This is a genomic window from Xanthobacter luteus (assembly GCF_040049235.1).
Classification (GTDB): domain Bacteria; phylum Pseudomonadota; class Alphaproteobacteria; order Rhizobiales; family Xanthobacteraceae; genus Xanthobacter.
Genome location: NZ_JBDZDO010000006.1, coordinates 98,798 through 113,000 on the forward strand (window position 1 = coordinate 98,798; position 14,203 = coordinate 113,000).

Here is a 14,203-nt window from a genome sequence, read left to right on the forward strand (position 1 = left end):
GCCCCGGCCGCCGGATCAGAAGTTCGACCAGTCGCGCAGCGGATCGGACCCCACCGCGCGCAGCTTGCCGAGATAGGTCTGGATGACCTGCTTGGCCGGCAGGTGCCGCGCCTCGAGATCCTTCGCCCAGTCGGCGGCGATGTTGGGCATCGCATCGGCCCATGCGCGCCGCTCGGCGGTGGTGAGGGCGATGTTGGTCATGCCTTTGGCGATCATCTCGGCGACGCCGTCGCGGGCGCGCGCACTGAGCAGCTCCACGACCTTGTCCTGGTAGTCCTGGAAGACTTCGCCGAACACCTTGCGCACCTGCTCGGGCAGGCGGTCCCAGCGCTGCTTGTTGATGGTGATGCCTGCGAAGACCATCGGGCCGTAGTCGATCTGGGTGCGATAGGGCGCGACCTCGCCCAGCCGGACGGCGGCGGCGACCGAATCCGCCAGCACGGCGGCGTCGAACACGCCCGACTGCATGTCGTTGTAGATGTTGGCGAGGTTGAAGGTGACGCCGGCGGCGCCGGTGTCGCGGAACCAGTGGATGTTCGGTCCGATCGCACCGACCTTGAGCCCCTTCAGGTCGGCGATCGAGCGCACCGGCTTCTTGGAATAGAGGTTGAACGCCTCGACGCTGATGGTGCCGAGATAGACCTGGTTGTTGCGCGCCCAGACGCCGCCGAACTCCTTCACCCCCTGCTGCGTCTCGTTGAAGGCGCGGATCGCCTGCCGCGCGTCGGTGGTCGCGAAGGGGGCGAAATAGGTGACGGCGTGCAGCGGCAGCTTCGACAGATGCGCCGTGAACAGCACCACCGCCATGTCGGTGAGCCCGCTGCTCACGGCGTCGAGCTCGCCGCCGACCTTCACCAGCGTGCCGGCATAGGCCTGGTTCCACTCGATCTTGTGCTTGCCCTCCGCAGCAAGGCGCCGGTCGATCTCCGGAATGGCGAAGTCCCGGATCAGCCCGATATAGGGAAAGACCGGGGCCTGGCCGGTTGAGAGGGTGAGCTTGATCGTGTCGGCGCGCGCTGCGCCGGATGGAAGAGCGCCGGCCGCCGCTAGAGCAAGTCCCGCGGTCAGTGCGAATACGAAGCGTTTCATACCCATCTCCCTGGATCTGTTCTTGTTGGTGCACTCAGGCCCTGGCCTTGGCGGATCCACAGGGTGCGCTGAGCTGCAAAGTTCATCACCTGGTTCCGCCTTTTCAGGACGGGCGATCCCTCTCCTGCTTGCGGTGCGACGGGGCATGCGGGCGCGCGCAGCGCACCGGCCTTCCCGGTTGCGAGTCTCTCGGCGGGCAGTCGCAGCACCCCGCGGCTGCAATTTGCACCCTTGCTCCGGCCATCGCGTCTTCGGTCTCCAACTGGGTCCGCCGCGACAATTGCGGCCCGCGGCGGATGGCATCACACACGAGCCGAGCTGTCTCCGCGCTGCATTAGCGCGCCCGCTCCGCTTTCGCCGAACCCGCGAGCGCATCCATGATGGAAATTTGCACAGAGCCATAAATTTGTAAATATGGATTGAAATATAAATTATGATCGTGTTTACAGATTACGCCCGGCAACAAAATTGAGGGAGACGCCCACATGAATGCGCCCAGCGGCTTGCACACAGCCACGGAAGCCGTGCGCGGCTACGATATTCACTTCGTGGACGAGGGCCGGGGATTCCCGGTGCTCCTGATCCATGGCCTCGCCGGTGATCACACCGCCTGGGCGAAGCAAATCTCCGTCTGGCGGCAACGCCACCGCGTGATCGCGCCGGACACGCGCGGCGCCGGACGCAGCACCCAGCGGGACGAGCCGGTCACGCTCGAGGATCTGGCGGATGACTTCATCGCGCTGCTGGACCGCCTGGAAATCGCGCGATGCCATGTGGTCGGCCGCTCCATGGGCGGCTCCATCGGCCAGATCATCGCCCTGAAGGCGCCCGAGCGCGTGCACTCGCTGGCGCTGCTCGCCTCGTGCGCGAAGTTCGAGCCCATCGGCCGGCGCTGCCTCGACAACATGCGCGAGGTGCTCGAATGGCGCGGGTCCTGGGCGGCGCACGCGGCCCATTCCATTCCGAACTTCGTCTCCCGACGGTTCTACAACGCCAATCCCGAAATGGTGGCGGCGGTGGAGGCGGTGATCGCATCGTCGGACCGCATGCCGGCGACTTACTGCCGGCAGAACCACGCGGTGCAGGCGCATGACGTGCTCGATCGCCTCGGCGAGATCGCCTGCCCGGTGCTCATCATGTCCGGCGGCGAGGACCCGCTGTGCGGTCCCGAGGCGACACGCTGGATGGTGGACCGCCTGCCCCAGGCCGAATGGGTGGAGTTTGAGGGCGCGAGCCACTTCTTCTTCATGGAGGAGCCGGAGCGATTCATGCTGTGCATGAACGATTTCCTTTCGCGGCACACCCCTTCGGCCTGAGCGCCGCCCCTTCGGTCAAATCTGCCTGCATTCCAGCGGAGCCTGTCCATGTCACCCTTCACGCTCGATCCCCCCCGCCATGCCCTCGTCACGGGCGCCGGCCGCGGCCTTGGCCGGGCGATGGCCCTGGCTCTCTCCGACCTGGGATGCCCAGTGACGGTGAACTATCTGAGGAACAGGGAGGCGGCCGAGGCGGTGGCGGCCGAGATCGTCCGCCGTGGCGGCGCGGCGGTCGCGGTCCAGGCCGACGTCGCTGACCCGCAGCAGGCGGCCGCGCTGGTCAACGCCGCGCGCGCCGCTCTGGGGCCGGTGGGCATCCTCGTCAACAATGCCGGCATCGGCAATGCGCGCCCGGTGTTCGAGAACACCGTCGAGGATTTCGACGCCACTTTTGCGGCCAATGTCCGCTCGGCCTTCATCGTGACCCAGGAAGTCCTTCCCGACATGCGGGAGATGGCGTTCGGGCGGCTGATCTTCCTGTCCTCCATCGCCGCAATGAACGGCGGGGTGATCTCGACCCCCTATGCCGCCTCGAAGGCTGCGGTGATCGGCATGATGCACCACTATGCGGCAAGCTTGATGCGCTGGAAGATCACCGCCAACGCCCTCGCTCCCGCTTTCATCGACACCGACATGCTGGCCGGCGTTCCGCTTCCCCCGCCCGAGAGCATGCCACTCGGGCGCATGGGCCGGCCGGAGGAGGTGGGTACCCTGTGCCAGGCCATCGTCGCCTGCGGCTTCATGACCGGCCAGACGCTCCACGTGAGCGCCGGCCGCTACATGACCTGAGCGAAGGCGCACCATGCGACAGGCGACATCCATCGACGACCTGCGGGAGATGGCCCGCAGGCGGGTTCCCCGCGCCTTCTTCGACTATGTGGACGGAGGCTCCTATTCGGAGGCGACCCTGAAGGCCAACCGGGCCGACCTTCAGGCCCTGAAGTTCCGCCAGCGCGTGATGGTGGACGTGTCGGCCCGCAGTACCGCCTGCTCCATCCTCGGCCGCGCGGCGACGATGCCGGTGGTGCTCGCGCCCACCGGCCTGACCGGCCTGGTCCACGCGGACGGGGAAATCCTCGCCGCGCGCGCTGCGGCGCAGGTGGGCGTTCCATTCTGTCTCAGCACCATGTCAATCTGCTCCCTGGAGCAGGTGCGCGCCGCGACGGACACGCCGTTCTGGTTTCAGCTCTACGTGATGCGGGATCGCGGCTTCGTAGCGAGCCTTCTGGAGCGGGCCCGGCAGGCAGATTGTCCGGTGCTGGTTCTGACGGCGGACCTGCAGGTGCAGGGCCAACGCCACAGGGACATCCGCAACGGCCTCAGCGTGCCGCCGCGGCTCACGTTCCGCTCGCTGCTCGACTTTGCGTGCCGCCCACGATGGGCGATGGGCATGCTCGGGACGGCGAACCGCAGCTTCGGCAATCTGGCCGCCTACCTGCAGAGCCAGGATCTCGCCACCCTGTCCCAATGGATCGCCCAGCAGTTCGATCCGTCATTGAGCTGGCGCGACCTGGAATGGATTCGCAGCCTTTGGCCCGGCAAGCTCGTGGTGAAGGGCATCCTCGATCCGGACGATGCGCGCACGGCTGTGGCGTGCGGCGCCGATGCCGTTGTCGTCTCCAACCATGGCGGCCGTCAGCTCGACCATGCGCCGTCGTCCGTCTCCGTGCTCGCCGCCATTGCGGAGGCGGTCAGGGGGAAGGCGGAGGTCTTCATGGACGGAGGCGTCAGGTCGGGTCAGGACGTGGCCAAGGCGTTGGCGTGCGGCGCCGACGCCGCCATGATCGGCAGGGCGTTCCTGTACGGGCTCGGCGCCGGCGGAGAGGACGGCGTCCGTACGGCGCTCGAAATCATCCGCCGCGAGCTCGACGTCACCTTGGCGCTCGCCGGCTGCTGCTCGCCCGCCGAGCTCACGCCGCGCCACCTTCATGGGTGAGAATGCCGATGCTAGGTGGATGCGTTGAGCGCAGTCGGGACCTTGCGCCGCCGCATGGCGGCGAGCACCACGTCGATGCCCGACTGGACGTGCGTCGTCAGGGCCTTGGTCGCGCGGATCGGGTCGCGCGCCAGGGTCGCGTCCATGATTTCCTTGTGCTCTTCCTGGGCTTTGGGAAGCAGATCCGGATAGCGCACGAAATGGCGCCGGTAGCGCTCGGAACGGGCATAGGCGATCTGGAGGAAGCGCAGCAGCAACGGCGATCCGCAAGCGGATTCGAGGGCGCGGTGGAAGGCGGCATTGAGCTTCTCCCACTCCTCGAAATGCGCTTGAGGATCGTCGATGACGCGCTTCATGAGGAACTGCATCTTGTGGAAGGCTGCGACGATCGAGGCCTCCCAATCGCTGTCGCCCTTCTCGATCGCCATTTCGAGTGCCCACACGCTGAGGCGCGTGCGCACCATGGCGATGTCGAGCAGATCCTCCTCCGTGACCTGGGGCACGTAGAATCCGCGCTGGCCGTGCATGCCGACGAGCCCCTCGGAGGCGAGCCTCAGCAACGCCTCGCGGATGGGGCTGGTGCCGAGCTGCAGGTCCTCGCGCAGGTCGTCCGGCTTCAGCTTGAGTCCCGGCGGAAGACGCCCGGAAACGATGCGGTGAGCGATGAGCTCATACGCGCGCTCTCCCATGGTGAGCTTTTCGGACACAGGACGCGGCTCCCTCGAACGCAAAGATAGCTGAGATAGCAATTCGATAAATCCATTGCAAACTAGCAAAATCGACGCTATTTGCAAATTATTATATAATCTGCAAAATTAGCTCACGCCAAGGGAGGACGCCCATGAGCGAGACCCGTGCCCCGACAGCCGCCGCAGACACGGTCAAGGTCTTCGGCCACCACATCAACGGGCGCTCGGTGCCCTCGGCTTCGGGGGGCCTCATCGACGTGCACGCGCCGGCGACCGGCGCGGTGATCGCCCGCATCGCCGACGGCGGCCCGCAGGAGGTGGAGCAGGCGGTCGCGGCCGCGCGCACCGCGCTTAACAGCCCGGATTGGGCCGCCATGAGCCCCCGTGAGCGCGGCAAGCTCGTCATCCACCTCGCCGAGCTCATGGAGCGCAACCTCGATGAGCTGTTCCATCTGGAGACGTTGAACAACGGCCGCCCGCTGCGCGAGACGCGCTCGCAGATCTCCCGCGCACCGGACCTGTTCCGCTACAACGCCGCCCTCGCCATCGCCCGGCGGGACGACGTGATCCCGGTCGAGGGTCCCTACTTCACCTTCACCAAGCGGCTTCCCATCGGGGTCGTGGCGAACATCTCGCCCTTCAACCATCCGCTCCTGATCGCCTGCCGTAACATCGCCCCGACGCTCGCGTCCGGCTGCACCACGGTGGTCAAGCCCTCCGAATACACGCCGCTCACGGTGCTGCGGCTCGCGGAGATCTTCGAGGACGGCGGGCTGCCGCCCGGCGTCCTCAACGTCGTGACGGGCTTTGGCGCGACGGCCGGCAAGGCGCTGGTCGAGAACCCGGGCATCAACAAGCTCGTCCTGACCGGCGGCACCGAATCCGGCCGGCTGGCCGGGGCGGCGGCCGCGAGCAACTTCGCGCACCAGACCCTGGAGCTCGGCGGCAAGACGCCGGTGCTCGTGTTCGGCGACTACGACGTGGACCGGGCGGTGGACTTCGCCCTGTTCGGCGCCTTCGTCGGGGCGGGGCAGACGTGCGTGTGCGCCGCCCGCCACATCGTTCACCGCTCCATCTATGCGGCCTTCGTGGAGAAGCTCGCGGCGCGGGCGAATGCCTTGAGGGTCGGCGATCCGTTCGACCCCGCCACCCAGGTCGGCCCCGTCATCTCCGAGAAGCAGCGCCAGCGCGTGCTGCGCTTCGTCGAGGCTGGGAAGGTGGAGGGCGCGCGCCTCGTCGCCGGCGGCACGGTGCCCGACGACCCTGCTCTGGCTGGGGGCTTCTTTGTGCGCCCAACGGTCTTCGCCGACGTCACCAACCAGATGCAGATCGCGCGGGAGGAGGTGTTCGGCCCCTTCACCGTCGTGATCCCCTTCGACACGGAAGAAGAGGCCATCGAGATCGCCAACGACACGCCCTATGGACTCGGCGCGGCCATCCGCACCAATGACATCACCCGCGCGCTGCGGCTCGTCGACAGGATCGACGCCGGCATCGTCTGGATCAACGATCATCATCGCATCGACCCGGCCTCGCCCTGGGGCGGGGTGAAGCTCTCGGGCACCGGCCGGGAATATGGCGAGGAGGCGTTCAACGCCTATTTCACCACCAAGGCGGTGATGGTCCGCACCAGCGAGCAGCGGTTCGACTGGTTCGCCGACGCCGACGCCCCGCAACGCCTGAATTGACAGGGGAGGCGGGCGAACATCGCTCGCCTCCTTCTGCACGGGCGGTTCCCGGCTCCTCGGCAGCGGACCGCCCGTGCCGCGAAAACCGCACAGGGCAAGCCTGAGGCCAGAGGGAGGACACGGGCATGCACGTCGCATTCCGCCTCAACGGCGCCGAGGTGGCGGTCGAGGTCGATCCGTCGGCCCCGCTTCTTTACGTTTTGCGCAACGATTTCGCCCTCAACAGCCCCAAATTCGGCTGCGGGCGCGCCCAATGCGGCGCGTGCCGGGTGATTGTCGAGGGCGAAGCGATCTTTTCCTGCGTGACCGCGATCGGCGACGTCGCCGGCCACAGCGTGGAAACCCTCGAGGGGATCGGCAGCCTGGAGCGGCCGCACCCTCTCCAGCGCGCATTCCTGGACGAGCAGGCCGCCCAATGCGGCTATTGCTCGTCCGGCATGATCATGGCCGCCAAGGTGCTCCTCGACCACCATCCCGACCCGAGCGAGGCGGACATCCGCATGGCGCTGGAGCGCCATTTGTGCCGGTGCGGCATCTATCACCGGATCATCCGCGCCGTCCGCCGCGCGGCCGGGGAGATGACGCGATGACGGAGCAGAATCTGTCGCGCAGGACGCTGCTCGCCGGGACGGGCGCCCTCGTGGTTTCGATCCTCCTGCCCGAAGGCGCGCAGGGCCAATCGCCGGACCTGCCCTCCGGCGGCCGCCTCAACGAGCGGATCGAAGTCCGTGCCGACGGCACGATCCACGTCCATGTGGGCCGCATCGAGATGGGCCAGGGCCTGCGCACCGCCATCGCGACGCTCGCGGCGGAAGAACTGGAGGTGCCGCCGGAGCGCATCGTCGTCGCGCCGGTGGACACGGCGAGCGCCCCGAACGAGGGCTACACCGATGGGAGCGCCTCCATGCAATCGACCGGCACGGCCGTGCGCCGGGCGGCGGCGGCGGCGCGCGAGGCGTTGCTCGCGCTGGCGAGCCGCCAGCTTGGCGTTCCCGCCCCGGCGCTGCGCGTCGAGGATGGCATCATCAGCGGCGGAGGCCGGCGCGTGAGCTACGGGGCGCTCGCCGGCGCCGTCGCCGCACAAGCCGCTCCGGCAGCGCGCGCGGCGCTCAAGCCGCCGCGGGATTATCGCCGGATCGGCCGCGCGGCGCCGCGCCTCGATCTCCCGGCGAAGCTGACCGGCCGCGCGGCCTACCTTCAGGACTTCCGGCTGCCCGGCATGCGGCACGCGCGGGTGCTGCGGCCCCCGAGCTATGGCGCGAGGCTCGCCGCGCTCGATACGGATGCGGTGGCGGCGTTGCCGGGGGTCGCCGAGATCGTCCGCAATGGCCGCTTCGTCGCCGTTGTCGCCGAGCGCGAGGACGAGGCCATCCGCGCGCTGGACCATCTGCGGTCCGCCGCCCGTTGGCGCGAGAGCGAAAGCCTGCCCGGGCGGGACGCCCTCTTTGCCTATCTGCGCGCTGAGGCCGGCCTCGCCGAGGACGAGGCGCCGTCGACCGGTCGCAGGATTTCGGCGACCTATGAAGTGCCCTATCGCATGCACGGCGCCATCGGGCCGAGCGCGGCGGTGGCGGAGTTCCGCGACGGGCGGTTGACGGTCTGGACCCACGCCCAGGGCGTCTATCCCTTGCGCGCGTCGCTTGCCGGACTCCTCGGCCTGCCCGAGAGCCGCGTCCGCTGCATCCACATGGAGAGCGCGGGCTGCTACGGCCACAACGGCGCCGACGACGCGGCCGCCGATGCCGCGCTCATCGCCCGCGCCGTGCCAGGCCGGCCCGTCCGCCTGCAATGGATGCGGGAGGACGAGCATTTGTGGGAGCCCTACGGCCCGGCCATGGTGATGCGGCTGTCCGGCGAAGTGGACCGCGCCGGGCGCGTGGCCGCGTGGCGGCACATCGTGGTCAGCGCGCCGCACGCCTCCCGGCCCGGCGGGGCTGCGCGGCTGCTCGCCGCCCAGCATGTGGAGCCGCCGGTCGCCGCCTCGTTCCTGGGCGGGTTCTCCCAGTGGGGGGGCGGCGGCGGCTATAATGCCGAGCCCTATTACGAGGTGCCGGCACGGGTCGACAGCCGCTTCGTGCGGCACGGGCCGCTGCGCTCTTCCGCCCTGCGCAGCCTGGGAGCCTTCGCGAATGTGGTCGCCATCGAGAGCTTCATGGACGAGCTGGCGCTCTCCGCCGGTCTCGATCCGGCGGCCTTCCGGGCTGCCCATCTCAGGGATCCGCGTGCCGTCGCCGTCATCGAGCAAGCGGTGGCCGACTTCGGGTGGCAGGCCTTCCGCCGCGTGCCCGGACGCGGCCGGGGCATCGGCTTCGCCCGGCTCGACAATTCCGGCGCCTATGTCGCCGTGGTCAGCGAGGCCGAGATCGACGCCGCTTCCGGACGGCCGCGCATCCGCCGCATGGTGGGTGCGGTCGATTGCGGCGAGGTCATCAGCCCCGACGGCGTCCGCAACCAGATCGAAGGCGGCATGGTCCAGGCCGCGAGCTGGACGCTCCTGGAGCTGGTCGATTTCGACCGCTCCCGCGTGCTCAGCCGGGATTGGGACAGCTATCCGATCTTGCGCATCACCGAGGCGCCCAACGTCACCGTCAGCCTGATCGACCGTCCGGGCGAGCCCTATCTGGGTGTCGGCGAAGCGGCCATGGGCCCGGCGGGCGCGTCGGTCGCGAATGCGGTCGCACAGGCGAGGGGCCGGCGGCGGCGGACATTGCCGCTGGCCGATGCCGGATGATCGGCGCCGGCCCGTGGCCGCGCCGCCGCGCCGGGAGAGCCGGCACGTGACTTCTTTCATGCGCTCGCGACCTGCTGCCACGGCGGACCGACACCACCGGGGCGCCAATCGGATCAGGGTTGCCGATCGGAAGTCATGGGCCGAAGCTCGAATTCCACGAGCAGCGGGCAGTCGGGGCCGCGCTTGAAGAGCTTGTCCGGGACCGGGCCGTCGAAGTCCCGAGGGTGCCATTCCCGCGCCTGCGCGATGCGCAGGCCGGCGGCCGCTGCGGCGTTCAGATGATCGGAGAACGGGTGGGCGAACGTCGGCATCTCGACGATCGTCCCGCCATCGCGGAAATGTGCGGCCACGTTGGACAGGGACAGGAAGGGATGGATCTCGATCACGACGATCCGGCCCCCGGGACGCAGGAGGCGGCCGGCCTCCCGCAGCGGGCCGGTCATGTCGGCCATATGTTCGAGCACCAGCGAGAACAGGACGAGGTCGGCGGAAAAGTCGGCCAGCGGCAAAGGCTGCGCCATGTCCTGCTGGAACAGGACCAATGAGAGGTCCCGCGCCCGCGCCTGCGCCAGCATGCCGGCCGAAAGGTCGCAGCCAACCAGGGGGTCGGCGCCGTTCTGCTTCAGGAGCACGAGATGGCGGCCGGTGCCGCAGCCGAGCTCGACCACCGCTTGCCCGCGCACGGTCTTGGCCAGACGTTCCACGATCCGGCTTGCGCCGAACACCATGGGATTGTCCTGCAGGTCATAGACGCGCGCCCAGCGATCATAGGCTTCGGCGAGCGGCAGAAAAATCGCAGCTTCAGTCATTGTGGAACCTCTCCAGGTCGTCATGGAGAAGAGTTTTCGGCTCCGCAGCCAGGTCGGAACATCGGCCGCGCGCGCTGCGCGGCCGTGGCGGGCGGGAGCCGAGATCGCGGTGGCGACATGCTGCGATGGCACCGGCCACGGGCAGGGGGCAGATGGCACGAAAAGCGAGGTGAGAGCGGTGGCAGGTCATGGTACTTCCCCCGCGAGGGTCCGTCTCGCATTCGGGGCAAGTAGTTTTCCGGCCCGTGCCGTTCAGCTCCGCCAGAGCGCCATTTGGGTAGCTGAAACCGCCTCGGGCCGTCAAGCGGCGAGGGCAGGAGACGGACCGCGCCGCTTGCGTCCGGCCCGGCTTCGAGCCGGATGCCAAGCGTCGATCGCCGTGGTGATCGCCGAGCGCAGACCCGCCGCAATATCCGCGCGAACGCGGCCTGCTCTGGTTTGAAAACAAAAACCGGGGTGCCGCGTTGGCCGCGCCGGTCGTAGCTGAACGCCATCACACCACGGTAAGGTCAGGGACCCATGCGCGACCATCACATCCACACAGAGCCGTCGATCTTGTATTTCGGGACGCCCGTTGTGCTCATCAGCACCCGGAACGAGGACGGGAGCGCCAATATCGCACCCATGTCGTCCGCCTTCTGGCTCGGATGGCGATGCGTGCTCGGCCTTGCCTCCTCCTCCAAGACCACGGAAAACATGATCCGCACGGGCGAGTGCGTCTTGAACCTGCCGTCGGTTGATGAGGCCGGCGCGGTCAATCGTCTGGCGCGCCTGACCGGCTCGAACCCGGTTCCGAGTTCGAAAGTCGCGAAGGGCTACAGCTACGAGCCGAAGAAATTCGAGGCGGCCGGCCTGACACAGGTCGCGTCCGAGACCGTCTGTCCGCCGCGCGCCGGGGAATGCCCGGTGCAGATGGAGGCGGTGGTGGCGACAAAGCATGGCCTCGGCGCGGATAGCCCCTGGCAGGGCGCGCTCTCCATCTTTGAAGTCCGCATCCAGCGCATCCATGCCTTGCCGGGCATCCTGATGGACGGCGACCCGAACCGGATCGACCCCGACAAGTGGCGTCCGCTGATCATGAGCTTCCAGAAGTTCTACGGGCTCGCTGCCGGCCAAGTCCATGCCTCGCGTCTTGCAGCCATTCCCGAGGAGCTCTACCGCAGCCCGGATGTGGACCGCGCGAAATTGCAGGCCGTCTGAGCATTCTATGCTTGGCGGGGATCGCCCGGGCCCCTTCGCCTGCGCCGAGCTTCGTCAGGCGCTGGCGCAGGCGCCTCAGAGGGCATCGTGGAAGATCACCCCGACCGTATGCCGCTTTCCCGAACGGATCTCGCTGACGCCGTGGCTCATCTTCACCTGGTAGTCGCCGCGCGCGCCCTTCATCGGGCGGCTGCTCACGGCGAAGATGGCGGCGTCGCCCTTTTGAAGCGGCAGAACCATCGCCCGGCTCTGCATCCGCGGGCGCTGTTCTGTCATCACGAACTCGCCGCCTTCGAAATCTTCGCCCGGCTGATCCAGCAGGATCGCGATCTGCATGGGGAAGACAAGCTCGCCATAGAGATCCCGATGGAGGCAGTTATAGTCCTGCGGACCATACTCGAGAAGCAGCGGCGTGGGCCGGGCCTGCCCCGCCTGACTGCAGCGCTCAAGGAATGCGGCGTGGCCCTGTGGGAACCGCATCTCCTTGCCCATCCGTTCGTGCCACTGATTGGCGATCGGCGCGAGCCGGGCATAGGCGGCCGTCCGCAGCGCCTGGATCAAAGGGGGTAGCGGGTAGCTGAAATATTTGTACGCGCCGCGACCGAAGCCGTGCCGGGCCATGATGATGTGGCTGCGGAAGCCCTGCTCCTGGTGATAGAGGCCGGCGATGTGGTCCGCCTCCGCTTGAACGAGCAGTTTTGGCGCGATGGCCCAGCCCTGGGCATCGAGATCGGCGTGGACCTTGGTCCAGTCCACCGCGCCCACCCTGACCTCGATTGCTCCGGGACCGGCGGCCGGCATGCTTTGCCCGGGTGTCCCGGAGCCGTCCGCTTTGGTCTTGCGACCCTTGGCGAGCATCGCGCTTTTCCTTCCAAGCTGGCCCGGCGGCCCCCGCGCGGCGCATCCGGAGGATGGGCCGGCAGGAGCCGCCCGCGCGCGATCAGACGGCGCGCAGCAGCCCGAGCTGCGTGAGCGCGGTGACCCCGTCGTCAAGGCCGATCTCCTCGACGATCTTGCCGTCCTTGAGCTTGAGGATGGTGATGCCGGTGAAGCGCATCGTGCGGCCCGTATTGGCGGGCAGGCCGCCCGCGAGGAAATCCGCGAACGCGGGGCCGGTATGGGTGCCGCCGCCGTCCCACTGGCCGACCACGTGGTCGCCCTCGGCGATGAGGTCGGCCGTGCCCCAAAAATGCAGGTCAGGGAAGGCGGCGCGGAAATCGCTCATGAACGCCTTGATGTCTTCCCGTCCGCTGCGGGGCTCATGCAGAGAGTATTTCAGCAGCATGTCCGGCGCGGCGATGTCGTCGACCACGCTCAGATCACAGGTCTTGCCCCAGAAATCGGTGAACCAGCGGCCGACGATGGCCTTGTTGTCCTCTTGCAAGCTCATGGATGGGCCTCTTGATCATTGCTGCGGGCCGCCGGATGGATCCGATGGCCGGGCGCGTTCGTAGCCTGCGGGATTGGCGCGCAAACTCCGGTTCTTGCTCCCGCATCGAAGCCCCAAGCCGTGAAGCCACGCACGCGCCGGCCGCCCCGCGCCTCGGCTTTGACAGCAAGCAGCGGAGTGCGGGGCTGCGGCGACCGGGATAAACCGCGCAAGCTGCCTTATGATGCAAGAGGAAAGACCATGACCTCGGCGCGCGCAAAATCCCGGATGCCGGCACCGCCGTCGGTCGCGGACGATCCGCGCTGGGCGCGGATCGTCGCGCGGGACAAGACGGCGGACGGGCAGCTCTGGTATTCGGTCTCCACCACGGGCGTCTATTGCCGCCCGTCATGCCCCGCGCGCCTCGCCAACCCCAGGAACGTTCAGCTTCACGACAGTCTGGAGCGCGCCCGGGCCACCGGCTTCAGGCCCTGCAAGCGATGCAATCCCGATGGCGCCTCGCCTGACGCCGAGAATGCGGCGCGCGTGGCCAAAGCGTGCAGGCTCATCGAGGAGAGCGAGGACGAGCCGCCGCTGGAGGCGCTGGCCGAGGCAGCCGGCCTCAGTTCCAGCTACTTCCACCGCCTGTTCAAGACGATCACGGGCGTCACGCCGAAGGACTATGCCGCCGCCCGCCGCGCGGCGAAGGTCCGGGACGGGCTGGCCTCCGGCAGCAGCGTCACCGAGGCGATCTACGAGGCCGGCTTCAATTCCAGCGGGCGCTTCTATGAGAAGGCAAAGGACATGCTCGGCATGACGCCCTCGCGCTACCGCGACGGGGGCGCGAACGAGGAGATCAGGTTCGCGGTCGCCGAGACCTCGCTCGGCGCCTTGCTGGTCGCATCGACCGGAAAGGGCGTCGCCGCCATCCTTCTGGGCGACGATCCCGATGCGCTGGTGCGCGAGCTGCAGGACCGCTTCCCGAAGGCGCGCCTCATCGGCGCCGACAGGAGCTATGAGGCCCTCGTGGCCCGGGTCGTCGGGCTCGTCGAGGCGCCCCGGATCGGCCTCGATCTGCCCTTGGATGTGCGCGGCACGGCCTTCCAGAAGCGCGTATGGAATGCGCTGCGGGACGTGCCGGCCGGCACGACGGCGTCCTATGCCGAGATCGCCCGGCGCATCGGCGAACCGAATTCCGTCCGCGCGGTCGCCGGCGCGTGCGCCGCGAACAAGCTCGCCGTCGCCATTCCCTGCCACCGCGTGGTGCGCGGCGACGGCGCGCTCTCGGGCTATGCCTGGGGGGTCGAGCGCAAGCGCGCTCTGATCGAGCGCGAGGCATCGCCGGGCGGGTAGCTCTTGCACGCGGTCATGGATCT

At 68.3% G+C, this 14,203-nt stretch carries 13 protein-coding genes; 8 read left to right on the forward strand and 5 right to left on the reverse strand.

Annotation, left to right across the window (positions count from 1 at the left end; translation table 11 throughout):
* Nucleotides 1-15: 15 nt before the first annotated feature.
* Complete coding sequence (locus tag ABLE88_RS17880; protein ID WP_348833058.1) at nucleotides 16-1,089, reverse strand: C4-dicarboxylate TRAP transporter substrate-binding protein; 1,074 nt, start codon at nucleotides 1,087-1,089, stop codon at nucleotides 16-18.
* 485 nt (nucleotides 1,090-1,574) lie between these two features.
* On the opposite strand from ABLE88_RS17880, the gene ABLE88_RS17885 reads away from it, so the two are divergent.
* The 3 genes from ABLE88_RS17885 to ABLE88_RS17895 are packed head-to-tail and all read left to right on the forward strand — an operon-like array spanning nucleotide 1,575 to nucleotide 4,341.
* Nucleotides 1,575-2,405: an alpha/beta fold hydrolase gene (locus ABLE88_RS17885; protein ID WP_348833059.1), complete on the forward strand. Its 831-nt coding sequence runs from the start codon at nucleotides 1,575-1,577 to the stop codon at nucleotides 2,403-2,405.
* Nucleotides 2,406-2,453: 48 nt separating this feature from the next.
* Nucleotides 2,454-3,194, forward strand: a complete 741-nt coding sequence (locus tag ABLE88_RS17890; RefSeq protein WP_348833060.1) for an SDR family NAD(P)-dependent oxidoreductase — start codon at nucleotides 2,454-2,456, stop codon at nucleotides 3,192-3,194.
* 13 nt (nucleotides 3,195-3,207) lie between these two features.
* Nucleotides 3,208-4,341, forward strand: a complete 1,134-nt coding sequence (locus tag ABLE88_RS17895; protein WP_348833061.1) for an alpha-hydroxy acid oxidase — start codon at nucleotides 3,208-3,210, stop codon at nucleotides 4,339-4,341.
* An 11-nt stretch (nucleotides 4,342-4,352) separates the two neighbouring features.
* Here ABLE88_RS17895 and ABLE88_RS17900 read toward each other — a convergent pair whose 3' ends face one another.
* Entirely contained in the window at nucleotides 4,353-5,030 is a 678-nt protein-coding gene (locus ABLE88_RS17900) for a GntR family transcriptional regulator (RefSeq protein WP_348833062.1), read from the reverse strand.
* Nucleotides 5,031-5,182: 152 nt separating this feature from the next.
* Here ABLE88_RS17900 and ABLE88_RS17905 point away from each other — a divergent pair, with 152 nt between their 5' ends.
* The 3 genes from ABLE88_RS17905 to ABLE88_RS17915 all read left to right on the forward strand — a co-directional run bounded on the left by ABLE88_RS17905 (nucleotide 5,183) and on the right by ABLE88_RS17915 (nucleotide 9,449).
* Nucleotides 5,183-6,718 (forward strand): aldehyde dehydrogenase, encoded by a 1,536-nt coding sequence (locus ABLE88_RS17905; protein WP_348833063.1) that lies wholly within the window; start codon nucleotides 5,183-5,185, stop codon nucleotides 6,716-6,718.
* A 125-nt stretch (nucleotides 6,719-6,843) separates the two neighbouring features.
* Nucleotides 6,844-7,308: a (2Fe-2S)-binding protein gene (locus ABLE88_RS17910; RefSeq protein ID WP_348833064.1), complete on the forward strand. Its 465-nt coding sequence runs from the start codon at nucleotides 6,844-6,846 to the stop codon at nucleotides 7,306-7,308.
* Complete coding sequence (locus ABLE88_RS17915) at nucleotides 7,305-9,449, forward strand: xanthine dehydrogenase family protein molybdopterin-binding subunit (RefSeq protein ID WP_348833065.1); 2,145 nt, start codon at nucleotides 7,305-7,307, stop codon at nucleotides 9,447-9,449. The genes ABLE88_RS17910 and ABLE88_RS17915 overlap by 4 nt, the downstream gene beginning before the upstream one ends.
* A gap of 113 nt (nucleotides 9,450-9,562) precedes the next feature.
* Here the strand turns inward: ABLE88_RS17915 and ABLE88_RS17920 are convergent, their stop codons facing one another.
* Complete coding sequence (locus ABLE88_RS17920) at nucleotides 9,563-10,258, reverse strand: class I SAM-dependent methyltransferase (protein ID WP_348833066.1); 696 nt, start codon at nucleotides 10,256-10,258, stop codon at nucleotides 9,563-9,565.
* 519 nt (nucleotides 10,259-10,777) lie between these two features.
* Between ABLE88_RS17920 and ABLE88_RS17925 the strand changes: the two genes are divergently transcribed.
* Nucleotides 10,778-11,458 carry a flavin reductase family protein gene (locus ABLE88_RS17925; RefSeq protein WP_348833067.1) on the forward strand — a complete coding sequence of 227 codons (681 nt, stop codon included), beginning with the start codon at nucleotides 10,778-10,780 and terminating at the stop codon, nucleotides 11,456-11,458.
* 75 nt (nucleotides 11,459-11,533) lie between these two features.
* Here the strand turns inward: ABLE88_RS17925 and ABLE88_RS17930 are convergent, their stop codons facing one another.
* Nucleotides 11,534-12,259, reverse strand: a complete 726-nt coding sequence (locus tag ABLE88_RS17930; RefSeq protein WP_348833364.1) for a 2OG-Fe(II) oxygenase — start codon at nucleotides 12,257-12,259, stop codon at nucleotides 11,534-11,536.
* 139 nt (nucleotides 12,260-12,398) lie between these two features.
* A complete protein-coding gene (locus ABLE88_RS17935) occupies nucleotides 12,399-12,848 on the reverse strand; it encodes an ester cyclase (RefSeq protein ID WP_348833068.1) in 450 nt (149 codons plus the stop codon).
* Between the two features lie 240 nt (nucleotides 12,849-13,088).
* On the opposite strand from ABLE88_RS17935, the gene ada reads away from it, so the two are divergent.
* Nucleotides 13,089-14,180, forward strand: a complete 1,092-nt coding sequence (gene ada, locus ABLE88_RS17940; RefSeq protein WP_348833069.1) for a bifunctional DNA-binding transcriptional regulator/O6-methylguanine-DNA methyltransferase Ada — start codon at nucleotides 13,089-13,091, stop codon at nucleotides 14,178-14,180.
* The last annotated feature ends 23 nt before the right edge of the window (nucleotides 14,181-14,203 follow it).

Coding starts and splice junctions, on each gene's coding strand:
- ABLE88_RS17880 (WP_348833058.1), bottom strand. CDS start 1,089: ATGAAACGCTTCGTATTCGCACTGACCGCGGGACTTGCTCTAGCGGCG.
- ABLE88_RS17885 (WP_348833059.1), top strand. CDS start 1,575: ATGAATGCGCCCAGCGGCTTGCACACAGCCACGGAAGCCGTGCGCGGC.
- ABLE88_RS17890 (WP_348833060.1), top strand. CDS start 2,454: ATGTCACCCTTCACGCTCGATCCCCCCCGCCATGCCCTCGTCACGGGC.
- ABLE88_RS17895 (WP_348833061.1), top strand. CDS start 3,208: ATGCGACAGGCGACATCCATCGACGACCTGCGGGAGATGGCCCGCAGG.
- ABLE88_RS17900 (WP_348833062.1), bottom strand. CDS start 5,030: ATGGGAGAGCGCGCGTATGAGCTCATCGCTCACCGCATCGTTTCCGGG.
- ABLE88_RS17905 (WP_348833063.1), top strand. CDS start 5,183: ATGAGCGAGACCCGTGCCCCGACAGCCGCCGCAGACACGGTCAAGGTC.
- ABLE88_RS17910 (WP_348833064.1), top strand. CDS start 6,844: ATGCACGTCGCATTCCGCCTCAACGGCGCCGAGGTGGCGGTCGAGGTC.
- ABLE88_RS17915 (WP_348833065.1), top strand. CDS start 7,305: ATGACGGAGCAGAATCTGTCGCGCAGGACGCTGCTCGCCGGGACGGGC.
- ABLE88_RS17920 (WP_348833066.1), bottom strand. CDS start 10,258: ATGACTGAAGCTGCGATTTTTCTGCCGCTCGCCGAAGCCTATGATCGC.
- ABLE88_RS17925 (WP_348833067.1), top strand. CDS start 10,778: ATGCGCGACCATCACATCCACACAGAGCCGTCGATCTTGTATTTCGGG.
- ABLE88_RS17930 (WP_348833364.1), bottom strand. CDS start 12,259: ATGCCGGCCGCCGGTCCCGGAGCAATCGAGGTCAGGGTGGGCGCGGTG.
- ABLE88_RS17935 (WP_348833068.1), bottom strand. CDS start 12,848: ATGAGCTTGCAAGAGGACAACAAGGCCATCGTCGGCCGCTGGTTCACC.
- ada (WP_348833069.1), top strand. CDS start 13,089: ATGACCTCGGCGCGCGCAAAATCCCGGATGCCGGCACCGCCGTCGGTC.